Below are 15,703 nucleotides of genomic sequence, written 5' to 3'. Positions count from 1 at the left end.
TGCGGTCAGTTCGCGGTCTTGGCGGGCCGGTCACCTTGCGCGTCGGCGCCTGCTACCTTGGGACCGGTGCCCGCGGGCTGGGGTTTGTCCGGCCGCCAGGTCGGGATCGGCACGTCGGCATATTCCTGGCCGCCCTGGTCGAGTATCGCCTTCGGCGCCGGGCCGGTGGCGCCGCCAAGACCGACGGCAACCAGCGTCGGCACATGGTCGAGCTTTACCTGGTAGGGCGATTTCGGCACGTCCTTGGCCAAGGCGGGCGGCGCTTCGGATTGCTCCTCCGGCGTCTTCTTCTTGCAGACCTCGTCATGCATGTCGTTGGGCGAGACCGTATCGCCGTAGGGCGCCAGCGTGGCGACGGTGGCCGAGCCGGCGGCGGGCGCGCCAAAACCCTGGTCGAGCAGTCTGGCCGCGGCCTCGGCACGGCTGACCGCCGACTTCTCGCCAAGCACCACCGCCACCAGCGTGCGCCCGTTGCGCGTCGCCGAACCGATCATGTTGAAGCCGGAAGGGCAGACAAAGCCGGTCTTCATGCCGTCGGCGCCGGGATAGCGGCCGATCAAGAGATTGTAGTTCGGGATCGCCTTCTTGCCGACCGCGAGCCCCTCGATCGAGAACCATGGCGCATATTGCGGAAATTCCCGGCGTATCGCCATCACCAGCACGGCAAGGTCGCGCGCCGTGGTGTACTGGTCCGGCGAATAAAGGCCGTTCGGATTGACGAAATGGGTGCCGTTCATGCCGAGCCGGACTGCTTCGGCGTTCATTCGTTCGGCAAAGGCCGCTTGCGAGCCGCCGATATTCTCACCGACCGCCATGGCGATGTCGTTGGCCGATTTGACCAGCATCATCTTCAGCGCATTGTCGAGCCGCATCACCGAACCCGGCTTGAAGCCCATCTTGCTTGGCGGCTCCGCGGCCGAGTGTTTCGTCACCTTGATCGGCGAATCGAGCTGGACTTCGCCGGCCGCGATCGCCCGGAAGGTCACGTAGGCGGTCATCAGCTTGCTCAGCGAGGCCGGGTACCAGCGCTTGAAGGCATCCTGATGCTGCAGGATCTGCCCGCTCTTGAGGTCGAAGACAACCACCGGATTGGCCAGCGTCGGCCCAGCCAGGACCGACAGCATGATTGCGCCAGCCGAGAATAGTTTGAGGAAATGCCTGTGCCGCATGATCAAATCCGAAATCGCCTCTTGCCGTAGTCGCCCCTGGCTCCGTAAGATTTCGTTACGTGACCGGCAGCATAACGAGTCCGCCCCTCAAAAACGGACCGCATCGTTGCGGTGCTATTTACCCTATGTGACGCCAACATGGCAAAAGTGCCTGACGATCACAATTGAAAGGCAGCGGGCCAGCCCGCCTGCTCCAACAGCGAGATGGAACCACCATGCCAATCCTGAACCGAGCCGCCGAGATGCAGGACGAAGTCGCCGGCTGGCGCCAACACCTGCACCAGACGCCAGAACTGAACTTCGACGTCTTCAAGACCGCCGCCTTCGTGACCGAGAAGCTGAAGGAGTTCGGCTGCGACGACGTGGTGACCGGCCTCGGCAAGACCGGCGTCGTTGGCATCATTCGTGGCCGCCAGGGCGACGGCGCCACCATCGGCCTGCGCGCCGACATGGATGCGCTGCCGCTCAACGAGATCACCGGCAAGCCTTACGCTTCGACCGTTCCCGGCAAGATGCACGCCTGCGGTCATGACGGCCACACGGCGATGCTTCTGGGCGCGGCGAAATATCTCGCCGAAACACGCAATTTCGCGGGCTCCGTGGCGGTGATCTTCCAGCCGGCCGAGGAAGGCGGCGGCGGCGGCAACGAGATGGTCAAGGACGGCATGATGGAGCGCTTCGACATCTCCAAGGTGTTCGGCATGCACAACATGCCGGGCCTGCCTGTCGGCCAGTTCGCGATCCGGCCGGGCCCGATCATGGCGGCGACGGCCGAATTCACCATCACCGTGAAGGGCCGCGGCGGCCACGCGGCCATGCCGCACGGCACGATCGACCCGATCGTCATCACCAGCCAGCTGGTCGGCGCGCTGCAGACCATCGCTTCGCGCAGCACCGATCCGGTCGAGGCGGTGGTGGTGTCGGTGACCAAGTTCCATGCCGGCGATGCCTACAACATCATTCCGGAATCGGCCGAGATCGCCGGCACGGTGCGCACCTTGCGCAAGGAAATCGCCAAGAAGTCCGAAGAGCGCATCCGCACCATCTGCGAAGGGCTGGCGATCGCCTTCGGCGCCAAGATCGAGGTCGACTACCAGGCCAATTACCCAGTGACCTTCAACCACGCGGAAGAGACGGTGTTCGCCAGCGACATCGCGGCCAACGTCGCCGGCGACGCCCATGTCCACCGCGGCATCCAGCCGGTGATGGGCGGCGAGGACTTCTCCTACATGCTGGAAGCCCGCCCCGGAGCCTTCATCTTCATCGGCAATGGCGACACCGCCGGCCTCCACAACCCGGCCTATGATTTCAACGACGAGGCCATCCCGCACGGCATGAGCTACTGGGTGAAACTGGCCGAAACCGCGCTGGCCGCCTGAGGCGCGCGGTGACGAACGATGACAAGAGGCCGCCGAATTGTCTTCGGCCGGCCTCTTGAATTGCCTTCGGCCAGCCTCTTGGCGAAACGATCCGAAGCGGCTATGTGTCGGGCCGCGTGGTCCCGTAGCTCAGTAGGATAGAGCGGCAGATTCCTAATCTGTAGGTCACAGGTTCGATTCCTGTCGGGATCACCACGAAAAACCATGTTAAATCAATTGATTAGGCGGTCAGACCCGAAAGGGTCCGATCGCCATTCTACGTGAATAGCCGTGAATTTCGCCACTTTCCATCACCAAGAATCCGTAGAATGAAGCCATTCTACGGATTTGCGTAGAACTGCTTGACGGGGTTTGACAGCTTCAGTTGCATGTCTCGACCGGTCATTGACGATGTCTCGCTGACAAGGCATATCGCCCGAGACGCAACGAACCGGCACCACAGCTTCCTTCCCCCGCTCCAGTGTCTTAAAGGAAGAGGCCACCCATTCAATTTGGAAACGAAGGAATCGCCGCGTACTGCTTCGTAGATTACGTCGGCCAAACGCGAGTCTCAGGAGGGCCCTTTCGTCACCATTAGCCCGGCCAGTTGCGAAGACTCTTTGCCAGTCGCTAGTGGTCAAACTCTGACGCTTGGTTCAGGAGCCGTAGGCCCGCTCACCGTGGGAAGCAGACCAGCAAGTTTCGGGCCGTTAGGCCGGGAAAGCTGCCGTTCATCTCTTCAACGAATTGCGCCGGGTAGGAACAGGCGGCGGACAGCCAACACTGGCTGATCCTTGATAGCAGCTAAGATCGAGGTCTCGCGCTATTCAATGTTGCTCATGCCCCGTTCCTGAAGATGATGTCGCTGACCATTTCCGCCCCGAGGAAATCAATCAGCATGTTCGAACTTGCGAGATCCTCGTTCGTTAGCGCTCCGATGGCCTGACCAACCACGACCTCCCAAGGCTTCTTGCACTCGAGCACGGCACAGACGAGCTGGCGGACCTTCTTGATTTTCTTGTGCCGCAGCCGATCATTGGACTCGGCAAGCTCGTTAATGAGCGTTCTATCTGCGTGTCCCTGATTTTCAGCCTCCCATTTCAATGCCGCAGCGACAAAACCCTCCCAGGTCGTGCCCATCACGGCAAGGCAGGGGTCAGTCAAAAGGGCGTTTTCAATTGCATAGCATTGCAGGCGGTAGCGCTTGATAGGTGGGCGATGTTCGAGCGGTTGATCAACCACGCCGTCGCCGTCGCGAAGGGAAAAGGCGACCGGGTTGTCATAGAGCGTATCGAGCAGATTGACACAGAAGGTCTCTAGTTCGCCCTGCTGGTCTACGCTGCCGGCCAGCACCGGAAAGACCTTGATCCGGCCCTGCGACGTTCGCGCAGCCTGCTGCCAAACGCGTTCGTCGTCCTCGCCTTCGAGGATCAACGCCGCGTCTTCGCTTAGCGAAAGTGAAAGGGGGTGGCCGAAGAATGGGGCAACCTTGCGAAGCTCGGCGCTGGTCGGTTTGAGTTCAACCGTATCGACCGCGAAGCTCTTGGTGCCGATCGAAACATATTGCGAATCCGCGAGAGAACAGACCAACGGGCTGCTATGCGTGGCGAGGCATACAGCAATGCTTTCCGCGTAGCTCTTGAACTCGTCCAGCATGGCGATGATCAGCTTACCGAGCCGTGCTTGGAGATCGGGGTGAAGGTGCACGTCCGGCTCATCAAGGAGCAGTATATTCGTCTTCGCAGGGTCTATCGTATCAAAGAAATAGAGAATCTCGGAAGCCAGAGCTACGGCTTCCGATTCGCCGCTGCTGATTTGGTCTGGGATTACTAGCTGGCCATCGGTCAGCGAACGAAACTCGAAATCGGCGTTACCCATCTCAAGCGAGATATTGGTGAGCAGCTGATTTACCTTACTCAGCCGATCTGTCTGGAAGTTGCGCGTGGGGTCCATTCGGATTTCTGGCGTGCTGGCTAGGCGACGTAGATAAAGCGTCTCGGCTTCGCGGAACAGCATCGCCGATGCGGCTTTGAAGTTGTTGGCCTGATTAACTGCCCGTACTTGCCGCAGCCAAGTGGGGTCATTACTCATATTTGTGAGGACGGAACCATCGCGCTTGAATGAGCCAGCCCGTTCAGGGCTGACATAGCGAAAATAAAAGAGTTGCTTATTCTGGCTGGTCACTTCCTCGATGTCACGAAGGAAGCGGCTCTTTCCCGCGCCGTTGCGACCCATAATTACGTTGATGTTGTTCAGGTTAGTGAGATGGGCAGAGCGCCCTTTTAGTTCGTTTATTTTCAACGTTGCCCCCGTTATTTCATCGCCTATATGGCATCGGAAAACGGGATGGGATAGGGAGAGTCTGTAGATAGCGGCTTGGACTTTTACCATACGTTCGTTTTCCGCATCCCCGCCAGCGGCGGCTGACTGACCAATGGCAAGTTGTAGTAGGCGAAGGAAGGATCCCGAACGACCGTAAGGAGGTCGGCAGCGGTATTCCGTTTCGGGTATCAAGCGTCCAAGTTTTGACCACTAGCTCGTTTCCCGACGGATCAATTGGTCAACATGACGGCCGTTGCGAAGAAAGATCGCCTTCTGACCTCGCCAAGCCCTCACTGGCTGAGTGGCGCACGACCGGCCTCGCCGTGAAGTCTTGGCTCGTCATTATCGTTCATCTCGTCTGGGATGACGGTGAGGGTTTAGCCGGCGCTCCCGCGTCGACCTTCGTCTACCTCGCAGCGGCTCGCTGCGCTTCATGGTCTTATCCCTGAGCCCCGTTCATTGAGCGCGATAGGCGATTGACGTCCAGATAATCTGGACAACGCTGGTTAGTACAACGCTACAATTCTGTAGAATCCCGTAGAATGGAAATGACGCCCATCAAGATATTGATTTTATTGTGTTTTTTGGCGGAAATCATATTCCTAATCTGTAGGTCACAGGTTCGATTCCTGTCGGGATCACCATGCATTTCAAGGATTTAGCGAGAAATCTGCCGCAGTTTTCTAAGAAACTTTGAGAGACTTAGTAAGGCAAATTTCGCTGACTTTTATGATTTGGATGGACGCCGTCTTTTTCAAGAGAACAATCCGTCAGCCTGTGGGTCGTGTTTGGGGCCTGCAGATGGTCGGCTTTTTGGCAAGGTAGCTTGGAAAGCAGCTGTTCCGGGGACCAGGGATAAGGGCGCTCATTGTGCCATAGCCCCCACGTTCCTTGACATCGGGTATTTATCCGAAATTATGGAGGAAACAAGGATCGCAAGCATGACGGGAATCGCGCTGTCGGGCGTATCAAAGCACTTTGGCGCAGTCGAAGTGATCCGCGGCGTCAGCCTGGACATTGAACCAGGAGAGCTGGTCGTGTTTCTCGGTCCGTCCGGTTCTGGCAAGACGACGCTGTTACGGATGATCGCCGGCCTCGAAAGCATTGACGAGGGCACGCTGACGATCGACGGGGTGCGCTCGGAGAACCTGGCGCCGGGCAGGCGCAACGTTGCGATGGTCTTCCAGAACTATGCGCTTTATCCACATATGACAGTCGCGGAGAACATGGCCTTTGGGCTGAGGAACATTCGTGTCGCGCCGGATGTCATACGCCAGCGGATCGCTGAGGCTGCGCGCATCCTGGAGATCGAAGCGCTGCTCAATCGGCGGCCGTCGCAGCTCTCCGGCGGGCAGCGCCAGCGCGTGGCCATCGGGCGGGCAATCGTCAAGGAGCCCAAGGCATTCCTGTTCGACGAGCCGCTCTCCAATCTGGACGCGGCGCTTCGGGCCCGTACGCGCGTCGAGCTTGCCGAGCTGCATCAACGTTTGAAGTCGACGATGATCTACGTCACCCACGACCAGGTGGAAGCGATGACCCTCGCCGACCGTATTGTGATCCTCAACGACTGCCGGATAGAGCAGATGGGAAGACCCGACGAGGTCTATGCACGTCCGGCATCGCGCTTCGTCGCGACCTTCGTCGGATCTCCGGCGATGAACATTCTGCCCGTTACGGTTTCGGGCTCAGGCGACAGGCTCAATGCGCGCTTGACGGATGGATCGATCGTCGAACTTCCTGGCGCGCCGTCCAACATGGATTGGCGCGAACTGGGAGTGCGGCCGGAATCGCTGACTGTCGTCTCCGACGGCGAAGATGCATCCGCCACGGCCACCGTTGTCGAGCGCCTTGGCGAGCGAACGCTCGTCTATGCGCGGCTCGCCGATGGGACGCAGGTTACGGCACAAGATCGCGGGCTCTCGAGCGTCAAGCCGGGCGATACCGTTCGGCTGAAGTTCGACATCTCCGCCCTGCATCTCTTCGCCGCGGACGGATCGACCTGGCACGCACGCTGACCCGGCCTGAATCCGCCGAGCAGGGTCATGCCCTCTGGCATTGCGGTTCGCTTGCGGGCCGAGGCTATCCCTTGATACCTGCCGAGAGCGTTATCGCTTCGGTTACCCGGCGCTGGAAGAAGAGGTAGGCCAGTGCCACCGGTAGGCCGGCCAGCACAGCTGCCGACAGCTGGCGCGCGTAGTAGACGCCGAAGGCGTCATTGACCTGCGTGATGCCGACGGTGATCGTCATCATCTCGGTGCGGGTCACAGAGAGGAACGGCCACAAAAACGCGTTCCACGTCCAGATGAAACAGACGATCGACAGCGCCGTCGTTACCCCCCAGTTCATGGGCACGTAGATTTTGAACAGGATCCCGAATTCAGACGCATTGTCCATGACCGCGGCCTCGCGGAAGTCCTTCGGGACCTGATCGAAGAACTGCTTGTACACGATGATGATGACGGGGTGGATAAGCTGCGGCAACATGATTCCGGCCCAGGTGTTGAGCAGGCCAAGGTTGGCGACCAGCACGAAATGATTGATGATCAGCGCCGAAATTGGCACCATGAAGGAGGCGAGTATCAACCACCATAGCGCGATCCGCCCCGGGAACCGCAACTGCGAGATCGCGTAGCCGCACAGCATCGAGATGAAGATGGTGATGGCCGTTACGCCGACCGCGACCGCCACCGAATTGACGTACCAGGTGCCGATCTGCGTGGTGGTCAGGGCGTCAATATAGTTCTCCAGCGTCGGCGTCTCGGGCCAGAGTTCGATGTAAGGCCGGACGACTTCGTCGTCCGGTTTGAGCGATGAGATCACGCCCCAATAGAGCGGGAATGCCCATAGGATGGCCCAGACGAGCGTCGTTGCCGTGATTACCCCGCCCCAAAAATTCCAGCGCCGCGCAGCCATGGCGTTCATCGGCGCCGCCTTTCGGCGAACCGGAGCAGCTGGAATTGCAGGACCGAGACGACGACCACAAGCACGAAGAGGGTGACGGCGACAGCCGCCGCCCTGCCTCCCTGGTTCTGCTGGAAAGCCTTCTGGAAGACGTAGTAGACGAGCACCATATTGTCGTTCGGCCGGCCGCCGATCGAGAACAGATAGACCTGATCGAAGATCTTGAGCTGCAGGATGAGCTGGATGGTCAATACCAGCGAGGTGATCGGCCAAAGCAGTGGCCAGGTGATACGCCGAAACGTGGTCCATCGCGTCGAGTTGTCGAGCGCGGCGGCTTCGTAGATCTCCGCTGGTATGGACCGCAGTCCGGCGAGGAAGAGGAGGATCGAGAAGCCCGCGGTCCACCAGATCGTCACCCCGGCCACCGCCGGCAAGAACCAGGCGCGCGACTTAAAGACCGGTACTCGCGCGATTCCCAGCCAGTCCAGCACATGCATCGCGATCCCGAACTGGAAATTCAATGTCCAGTCCCAGATCAGATAGACCACGGATACCGGTAGGATGTAGGGCAGGAAAAACAACGCCAGCACACCCGCCTGGAACCGGCCCTTGAGGCGTGACACGCCAAGCGCGATCAAAAGGGCGACGAGTGTTCCCGGGACGACCGTCATCAGCACGAAGTAAGCAGTGTTCCAGACCGCGCGCCGGAACATCGGGTCATTGTCGAGCCGCAGGTAGTTGTCGAGACCAACCCACTGACCCGCACCGATCAGCGGCGCATCGGTGAAGGAGATGCGGAACATCTGAACCGTCGGATAGACGAACGCCAGCAAGTAGATCGCCAAGAAGGGAGCGACCAGCACCAGCGCGACAAGACGTTCAGTGCGGGAGTTGCGAAGCATGGCTCTTCCTCAAACATGGCTGGGACCATCCTGGCCAGGGCGGTCCCAGCCTTTGAGACCCTACATGCTGTTCAGCTCTTCCTTGATGGATTTCACCGCCTCGCCCGGGTCCATCTCTCCGTTGAGGGTTGGCACGAAATAATTGGACATGATGTCGAAGATCGGCCCGGCGACGCCAGCTTTGGTCGACTTCGGATCGAAGATCATATTGGCCGTCAGCGTCGAGTAGGTCGCATTTGGCTCCATTGCCTTGTATTCCGCCGTCTCGGTGACTGGCTTGTACGCCGGGATGTGGCCTGCCGTGGCCCAGAACAGCGAGTGCTTGTCCATCCATGAGATCACCTCGAGAACGGCGGCACGCTTTTCCGGGCTGATCTCCTTGCCCTTGTTCTTCGGGATCGCGAACGAGTGGCTGTCCGCATAGGTGCATGGCTTGTCGAAGATCACCGGGATCTCGACGGCGCCCCAGTCGAACAGCTTGCCTTGCTTGGCGAGGTCGGTCATCGTGGGAACTTCCCAGACGCCGTTGATCATCATGGCGGCCTTGCCCGAGGTGAACAGGGCAACGGTTGCCGGATAGTCCGTATAGGTCGACTGCAGCCCAGCCTTCGTCCACCCTTGCAGAACCGCTAACGCTTTCGCCAGCTTTTCAGCATTGTCGCCAGCGAGGAACTCCTTGCCCGTCAGAAGCTCGCCGCCTTGCTGGCACACCAGCGAATAAATGGTGCGGTACATGAAGTTGCCATCGGCGGTGACGCTGCCCAACGGGAACTCGACGCCGGCATCCTTCAACTTCTGTAATGTCGCGGTGAATTCCTCTTTGTTGCTCATGCCCACCGGACGGCCGTCGTCGCCGAGCACGCCTGCCTTCTTCAAGAGGACGCGATTGTAGTACAGGACAATTGGATGGGTATCGAGCGGCACTGCGTATTGCTTGCCATCGACCGTCACGGCGTCCATCGTCGTCTGGGCGAAGTCCGAGGCCGAGAGGCCCATCTTGCTCATGTCCTCGGCGGTGATTTCTTCGAGAATCTCCTGGCTCACCGCCAAGGGGATGCGGCTGGCGTGATAGGTCATGACGTCTGGCGCCTCACCGACCGCGGCCGAGGTCTGCACCTTCGCGTAGAAGGGCGTGCCCCACTCCAGCGTCGTGGCGTCGATCTTGACCTTGCCGGCGTGGGCGGTGTTGAAGTCGGTGATCATCTGCTTCATGCGCACACCGTCACCCCCGCCGAGGAAATCCCACCATATGACGGTTTCTTCGGCCTGGGCCGCGACGGCCCAAAATCCTCCGGCCGCAACCACCGCTATGGCCATCATCCTGCGAAAGTTCATCTCAGCTTCCTCCCGAGTACGGCGGTTAGATCCGCCTTGAACATTTCAATGCTACACCAAACCAAACCGCCTGCAACGGATTTTGCGGTATATATCCGGTAGTCGGATATCTTCTCAGAGTGTCAGACGCACCATCGAGTAGGAGTGCGGCGGCAACTTCAGCATCATTCCCTTGCTGCTGAGCGCTGCCCCGTTACCTTTGGCCGGTGCTACATTGTCCGGCTCGTCCTTCGTGTTGCAGGCCTCGAGATCGTCATGACGGATGATCGTATGCTCGATGGACTTGGCGGCGAACCGCTCGAGGGCGACGTCGGCCTCTATCGCCTCGGACCCATGCCGGTTGATTGCGAAGAAGGTCAGCGTGCCGGCGTTCGAATCGTGCACGCCTGCAATGTCGAGCCATGGCACCTTGTCAGCCGCGGCCGCGTCATAGGTGGGCACCTCGACCGCAAGCTGCAGCGCGGTGCCGCGGCCGTGCTTGGAGGCCAGCATGAAAGGCCAGTAGATCGTCTGCCGCCAGGCGCCGCCGCCGGGCTCGGTCATGATCGGCGCGATAACGTTCACCAGCTGCGCAATGCAGGCGATACGAACAATATCCGATCGGCGGATGAAGGTATTGATGATGCAGCCGACCTGGAGCACGTCCTCGAAATTGTAGATGTCTTCCAAAAGCCTGGGCGCTTCCGGCCAGTCCCAGGCGCGCATACGCTCGGCGTCTCGCTTGCGCTGATGGTACCAGACGTTCCACTCGTCGAAGGAGATCTTCACGTCCCGCTTCGAGCGGGTCTTGGCCTTCACGTAGCCGATGATGCCCGCGACCGTGCCAATGTAGCGGTCGAGCTTGGCTGGGAGAGCGAGATATTCGGCCGTATTCTTCTCGTAATTCTCGAAATACATGTGGAGAGAGATGTAGTCGACCTGCTCGTAAGTCGCCTCCAACACGGTTGCTTCCCATTGGGGATAAGTCGGCATATTGGAATGCGACGAGCCGCAGACGACCAGTTCAACCGTGGGGTCGAGGCCGCGCAGCGCCTTGGCGGTCTCGTTTGCGAGATGGCCGTATTCGCTCGCCGACTTGTGGCCGACCTGCCAGGGACCGTCCATTTCGTTGCCAAGGCACCAGAGGCGGCAGTTCCAGGGCTGCGTGCGTCCGTTCTTGGCCCTGAGGTCGGACCAGTAGCTGCCGCCCGGGTGGTTGACGTATTCAACGAAGGCCCGCGCCTCGTCGAGGCCGCGGGAACCGAGATTGACCGCAAGCATCATCTCAGTGCCGGCTTTTTCGGCCCAGTCGGCGAATTCGTGGATTCCAACTAGGTTCGGCTCCGTGGTGCGCCACGCAAGATCGAGCCGCCGCGGGCGGTTCTCCTTGGGGCCTATGCCGTCTTCCCAATTGTAGGCGGACACGAAGTTGCCACCCGGGTAACGGCAGATCGGAGTGTCGAGCGCACGCACCAACTCGATCACGTCCTTGCGCATCCCCTCTGCGTCCGCTTGCGGATGTCCGGGCTCGTAGATGCCCGTATAGACCGCCCGGCCAAGATGCTCGAGAAACGAGCCGTAAAGACGTTTGTCGATATCCGCGACGGCGTAGGCCGCGTTCGCCGTGACTCTGGCCTTCATGATCCCTCCCACTGCGGATTATCAATCCGATTTTCCGGTTTATATCCGGGGCGTGGGTCAGTTAAGGGCGGAGTTCGTCCGCCCGTCAAGGGTCTATGCTCTCAGGCCTTTAGCAGGCGCAGAACGATGTCGTTGCTGTAATTGCCGAAGCCGCTGCCGAAGATGTTTATGCCGCCGGGGTGACGTGCATCTTCTTTCACGCCGATTCGTATCCGGATCGAGCGGTGTCGCTCGAGTTCCAGATCAGCCAGCGAGCATCTGGAAACCTTGTCATTACCGCGATAGGTGCCGTTGTTCTTGACGCGCCAGTGGACGAGGTCGCCATACTGCGATCCGGCTAGTTTCCACCAGCCGGGAGTATGCTTGCCGCGCTTGTCGCCATAGTCGGCCGGCGCCGTCCAGGTATCGATCTCGTGTCCGTTGATCGCGACCGTGATGTCCGATGGCCAATCCTTCGATGTGCCCGGCACCTCGGACGAAAGCTCCATCGCCAGTTCCAACCCGCCGACTTTGGCATTGGCAAGCGTCGCGTTGTTGGGAAACTGGTATTCGACGAAGCCGCGCGTGAACCACAGCAGCCCGGCCCGCATACGGTCAGGATCGAGGAAGGTATTGGGCACATCGAGCAGCCCGATGACGCCGTCCCTTGAACACAGGCCGCAGGGAGCGGAGACTTCGCATCTCGTATAGAGTCCAAGCGGCATCGCCACTTCTATGACGCTGAGATCCTGCGCCGGAGTGCGGTCCTTGAAGACGACAACCAGTTCGGAGAAGGTCGAATAGCATACCTTCTGGCTTCCCTTGCGCGCCTTTTGTGATTTCGTCTCGATCAAACCGACATCGACAAGTACCTGGATGTTTGCCGAAATTGTCGATTGTGGAAGACCCAGTTCTTCGGCCACCTGATTGACGTTTTTCGGCCCCTTGCGGTGCAGCAGATCGAGAATTCGAACCCGGACCTCGCTCGCAAGGCTCTTCAACAAGTCGAGCCGCTCAAGCGGATCGACAACCATGATTTCATTCGACATATGGCCCGCGCTCGTCACACGGGTTACGTATCAGCAGATCAGATACAAATAAAGCCGGTGGCGGTTATAAATTGAACCGCCTGGAAGCTCTCGATCGAGATTTTCCAGCGTCAGCCGGTCTGGGCCTCGACATCTCCATTAACAGCGGAAGATGACGAACGGGAACTGGCGGCTCAGCAAGCTACGCTATTGCCGCCGGATACCTCTCACTCCACTCGATTGTTCAAACAGCATATGATGGTTGACCGTGGTGCGCTGTGACCTAGTTTATTGTTCATGATGGACAGTCCAGAGCCGGGAAATGGCGATTGTCCGCACCGGCGAACCCTCGCAAGGCTGATCATGCAGAGGTGCAAATCGGCATTTCAGGGCCCTGCATGCGTCCTTGGTCGACGATCTATCAGCATGCGACCGGCGCCCCGCCATCCGCAACAATTAGCATAGCGCCGGGAGGAGCCCAAGAAAGCGACACTTCGAGAGCGGTAAGGTCTTGGTCAAGGCGAATGACCAGACATCGCTTTGCGAACTTGACAATACACCCCAGACCGCACGGGACACCCCAGACCGCACGGGACACCCCAGACCGCACGGGACACCCCAGACCGCACGGGCACGGCAATGCCAAATTATCTTGCCGAAATTCACGCGAACGACGTAAATCTGGCCATTCTGGGCGCAGTAGTGGCGCTCGTGTCGGTGGGCGTCTTTTTTGTGCTCTGGCGTATCTTTGCCGCGGTGCGACGGCGCCGCCTTGCACCGCCTGACGAAGGCAGATCCGGTCCCCCCGACGAAGCTTCTTGGGAATGGGAAAGCCCGGCCGGCCTTGTCGCCGAGCCTGTTCCTTCCAAGGTCGCCAACTCCTTGGATACCGTCGACCTGGATGTTCGGGCACAAAATGCCAACTACTCTCGGTTCGGAGTGCGAATCGAGCATTTCGACATGACGTCCGAGCTTCGCGGGAGCTCGTCGGTGGTCGAGACCGGTGCTCCTGCACCGAACAAAGTTCGGCCTGGCCGGCTTGCAGCGTCCATCAGCGCGATCAAGGAACGTGGGAAGCGGATTTGCGGGTCGGCATGGGATCAATTGCGCCATAAGGCTTCACCGCGAAAAATTGCTCCATTGGCCTATGCCGCGGATCCCGGTTTGAATTTCACGGCTCAGATGGGAGAACCCGACGGGGCCATGGCGCCTGCCTCAGCCCCTGTGGTTCGCAGGCCGATCGGTCTTGTACTCCGCTTGGGCCTCGCCGTCATTTGTCTGGCCGCGCCGATTGGTTATGCGACGACGAGACAAACCTCGGTCGAAAGCGCCCCCGCCATTTCGCAAGCCCAAAGCCAGACCAATCGAGATCTTTCGCACCCCTTGGAGCTTCCGGCGAATGTCGAATTGCTCGGCCCGGATCTCACGGCTAAACAGGCGCAAGCCGGGACAGATCGTGGTCAGGCAGCCGCTGCGAGACAATTGGCCGACCAGGAACACCGGGCGGCGGAAGGCGAGCGTGCCAGGAGCGCCGCCCTGCAGGGAGCACTCCTCGCGTCGAGCAAGCAGATCGACACGCTGAGGGCAAGCATGGCTGCCACCAATGCACGCGAGGAGCGATTGCGCAACGAACTAGCGGCAGCCCGCACGCTTGACGCGTTGCGGCGCATTGCGGGAGATGCCCGCACGCTGGTGGGCGAGGCCACCAGCTATGTCTTCAAGGAGATGCCCGCTGCTCATCTCCAGCAGCAGCAAGCGCAGAGGCAGGCGCGCGATCTATCGCAAGCGCGGGCGCAAATTGAACAGCTTGAGACCGGGGCCGCCAAGGATCGCGCCGCGGCCAGGGCTTCACTGGCGCAGGCGGGCGGCATGCTCGACGACGAGCGCCGGAAGTCGGAACAGCTTCGTGGCGATCTCGCCGAAGCGAACCTGTCCAATGCCGCACTCTCGAAGCGTGCGGATGCGGCTGAGCAGAAGCTGACCGGCGCGGTCAAGGCGAGACAACAAGTGGAGCGGACCGCAGCTGACGCGGAGCGGGCGCTGGCACGGGAACGCGCTGCAGCAGCATCGGCCGGTGAGGAGCTGAAACAGGCTCGCATCGAGCGCGAGGCGGCTGAACAGGAGCGCACCAGAGCAGTCTCAGCGAAAGAGCGTGCCGAGCAGACCACGACCGAGACGGCACAGGCTCTGGCACGGGAACGTGCTACAGCCGTCTTGAATCGTCAAGATCTCGACAAGGCTCGCATCGAACGCGCGGCCACCCAAGCTCTTTTGCTGCGTGTCGCCAAGCTGCAGGAGGCTCTGGACGAGCAACGCGAAGCCACTGTTTCTCTTGCCCGCGACTTGACCGCCGCGCGCGCGGACAATGATAGGCTCAGGACTGAGCGTCGCAGCGCGCAGGTCGAACCGCCTGCGAAGCCACGTTCTGCCCGCCCGGCAGCCGCCGGCCAGGTGAAGGCCGTCAGCCAGAAGACTGGCAAGGTTCGCAACCCTTCGCGGGTGACCCGGGTGCGCTCGATCACACTTCCCTATTCGCTCTTGCCGACATCCGCGACATCGCAGTGATTTCCGGCTGATCCCTTGTGTGGAAGGCCACGGGTCTTTGAATGCCACGCACCCCTCGCAGCACGCCCGAGGCCTGCCGCCATTTCGGGCAAAGGATGAATACCCTCGAATTCACGCCCTATCGGCGAGGAATTCTGCGCGATGCGCTATGTCAGCCCGATCACGCTGCCTGTCGCATTCAATTCGCATTTGACCGGCGCCTGCCGCGTTTCCACGCTGCCCTGCCGTAGATAGTCGATGCTGACCTCAACGGGAGCCGAGATCGTATCCTGACTCAACTGACGTACGGGACCCGCGCTGCTGACGCGCACGCTGGTCGCGCCAAACGGCGCGGCTGCCGACTCGATGGCATCATGGCAGGCCCGAACGACTTCATCCGGAACGCCCGGCAGCGCCTCGATTCGGCTGACCGTTGATAGAGTGTTGCTGTCGCTGGGAGGCTGGAGAGCAGCCGGGAGGTCGAGCGACTGTCCGCCTCTCGCGGACGCGACAGCGGTGGCAGTGGCCGCCCCAGGGGCCGTCGT

10 protein-coding genes and 2 tRNA genes are annotated in these 15,703 nt (G+C 60.3%); 5 read left to right on the top strand and 7 right to left on the bottom strand.

Annotation, left to right across the window (positions count from 1 at the left end):
• Nucleotides 1–5: 5 nt before the first annotated feature.
• Nucleotides 6–1,169 (bottom strand): D-alanyl-D-alanine carboxypeptidase family protein, encoded by a 1,164-nt coding sequence (locus MESOP_RS07635; RefSeq protein WP_013892761.1) that lies wholly within the window; start codon nt 1,167–1,169, stop codon nt 6–8.
• A 215-nt stretch (nt 1,170–1,384) separates the two neighbouring features.
• On the opposite strand from MESOP_RS07635, the gene MESOP_RS07630 reads away from it, so the two are divergent.
• Nucleotides 1,385–2,548 (top strand): M20 aminoacylase family protein, encoded by a 1,164-nt coding sequence (locus MESOP_RS07630; protein WP_013892760.1) that lies wholly within the window; start codon nt 1,385–1,387, stop codon nt 2,546–2,548.
• A 118-nt stretch (nt 2,549–2,666) separates the two neighbouring features.
• Nucleotides 2,667–2,743 (top strand) — tRNA-Arg (locus tag MESOP_RS07625).
• A 621-nt stretch (nt 2,744–3,364) separates the two neighbouring features.
• On the opposite strand, the gene MESOP_RS07620 is transcribed toward MESOP_RS07625, so the two are convergent.
• Nucleotides 3,365–4,828 carry an AAA family ATPase gene (locus tag MESOP_RS07620; RefSeq protein ID WP_041164565.1) on the bottom strand — a complete coding sequence of 488 codons (1,464 nt, stop codon included), beginning with the start codon at nt 4,826–4,828 and terminating at the stop codon, nt 3,365–3,367.
• A gap of 551 nt (nt 4,829–5,379) precedes the next feature.
• Here MESOP_RS07620 and MESOP_RS34920 point away from each other — a divergent pair.
• Both MESOP_RS34920 and MESOP_RS07615 read left to right on the top strand, forming a co-directional pair.
• Nucleotides 5,380–5,493 (top strand) — tRNA-OTHER (locus tag MESOP_RS34920).
• Nucleotides 5,494–5,790: 297 nt separating this feature from the next.
• Entirely contained in the window at nt 5,791–6,864 is a 1,074-nt protein-coding gene (locus MESOP_RS07615) for an ABC transporter ATP-binding protein (protein WP_013892758.1), read from the top strand.
• Nucleotides 6,865–6,928: 64 nt separating this feature from the next.
• Here MESOP_RS07615 and MESOP_RS07610 read toward each other — a convergent pair whose 3' ends face one another.
• The 5 genes from MESOP_RS07610 to MESOP_RS07590 all read right to left on the bottom strand — a co-directional run bounded on the left by MESOP_RS07610 (nt 6,929) and on the right by MESOP_RS07590 (nt 12,635).
• The gene (locus tag MESOP_RS07610) at nt 6,929–7,771 is read right to left on the bottom strand and encodes a carbohydrate ABC transporter permease (RefSeq protein ID WP_013892757.1); all 843 of its coding nucleotides are present in this window, start codon (nt 7,769–7,771) and stop codon (nt 6,929–6,931) included.
• Nucleotides 7,768–8,652: a carbohydrate ABC transporter permease gene (locus MESOP_RS07605; protein ID WP_013892756.1), complete on the bottom strand. Its 885-nt coding sequence runs from the start codon at nt 8,650–8,652 to the stop codon at nt 7,768–7,770. The genes MESOP_RS07610 and MESOP_RS07605 overlap by 4 nt, the downstream gene beginning before the upstream one ends.
• Nucleotides 8,653–8,712: 60 nt before the next feature.
• Nucleotides 8,713–9,987, bottom strand: a complete 1,275-nt coding sequence (locus MESOP_RS07600) for an extracellular solute-binding protein (RefSeq protein WP_013892755.1) — start codon at nt 9,985–9,987, stop codon at nt 8,713–8,715.
• Between the two features lie 114 nt (nt 9,988–10,101).
• Nucleotides 10,102–11,607, bottom strand: a complete 1,506-nt coding sequence (gene arfA, locus MESOP_RS07595) for an arabinosylfuranosidase ArfA (RefSeq protein WP_013892754.1) — start codon at nt 11,605–11,607, stop codon at nt 10,102–10,104.
• 101 nt (nt 11,608–11,708) lie between these two features.
• Nucleotides 11,709–12,635: an ArsR/SmtB family transcription factor gene (locus MESOP_RS07590; protein WP_013892753.1), complete on the bottom strand. Its 927-nt coding sequence runs from the start codon at nt 12,633–12,635 to the stop codon at nt 11,709–11,711.
• A gap of 618 nt (nt 12,636–13,253) precedes the next feature.
• Between MESOP_RS07590 and MESOP_RS36100 the strand changes: the two genes are divergently transcribed.
• Nucleotides 13,254–15,179 (top strand): coiled-coil domain-containing protein, encoded by a 1,926-nt coding sequence (locus MESOP_RS36100; protein ID WP_245265060.1) that lies wholly within the window; start codon nt 13,254–13,256, stop codon nt 15,177–15,179.
• Nucleotides 15,180–15,703: the final 524 nt, after the last annotated feature.

This window comes from Mesorhizobium opportunistum WSM2075, assembly GCF_000176035.2.
GTDB lineage: Bacteria > Pseudomonadota > Alphaproteobacteria > Rhizobiales > Rhizobiaceae > Mesorhizobium > Mesorhizobium opportunistum.
This window is presented reverse-complemented; position numbering and strand designations above follow the sequence as displayed.

What these genes read in the sequence shown, in the direction of transcription:
- MESOP_RS07610 (WP_013892757.1), bottom strand. Translation starts at nt 7,771, where the DNA reads ATGAACGCCATGGCTGCGCGGCGCTGGAATTTTTGGGGCGGGGTAATC.
- arfA (WP_013892754.1), bottom strand. Translation starts at nt 11,607, where the DNA reads ATGAAGGCCAGAGTCACGGCGAACGCGGCCTACGCCGTCGCGGATATC.
- MESOP_RS36100 (WP_245265060.1), top strand. Translation starts at nt 13,254, where the DNA reads ATGCCAAATTATCTTGCCGAAATTCACGCGAACGACGTAAATCTGGCC.
- MESOP_RS07635 (WP_013892761.1), bottom strand. Translation starts at nt 1,169, where the DNA reads ATGCGGCACAGGCATTTCCTCAAACTATTCTCGGCTGGCGCAATCATG.
- MESOP_RS07615 (WP_013892758.1), top strand. Translation starts at nt 5,791, where the DNA reads ATGACGGGAATCGCGCTGTCGGGCGTATCAAAGCACTTTGGCGCAGTC.
- MESOP_RS07605 (WP_013892756.1), bottom strand. Translation starts at nt 8,652, where the DNA reads ATGCTTCGCAACTCCCGCACTGAACGTCTTGTCGCGCTGGTGCTGGTC.
- MESOP_RS07600 (WP_013892755.1), bottom strand. Translation starts at nt 9,987, where the DNA reads ATGAACTTTCGCAGGATGATGGCCATAGCGGTGGTTGCGGCCGGAGGA.
- MESOP_RS07630 (WP_013892760.1), top strand. Translation starts at nt 1,385, where the DNA reads ATGCCAATCCTGAACCGAGCCGCCGAGATGCAGGACGAAGTCGCCGGC.
- MESOP_RS07590 (WP_013892753.1), bottom strand. Translation starts at nt 12,635, where the DNA reads ATGTCGAATGAAATCATGGTTGTCGATCCGCTTGAGCGGCTCGACTTG.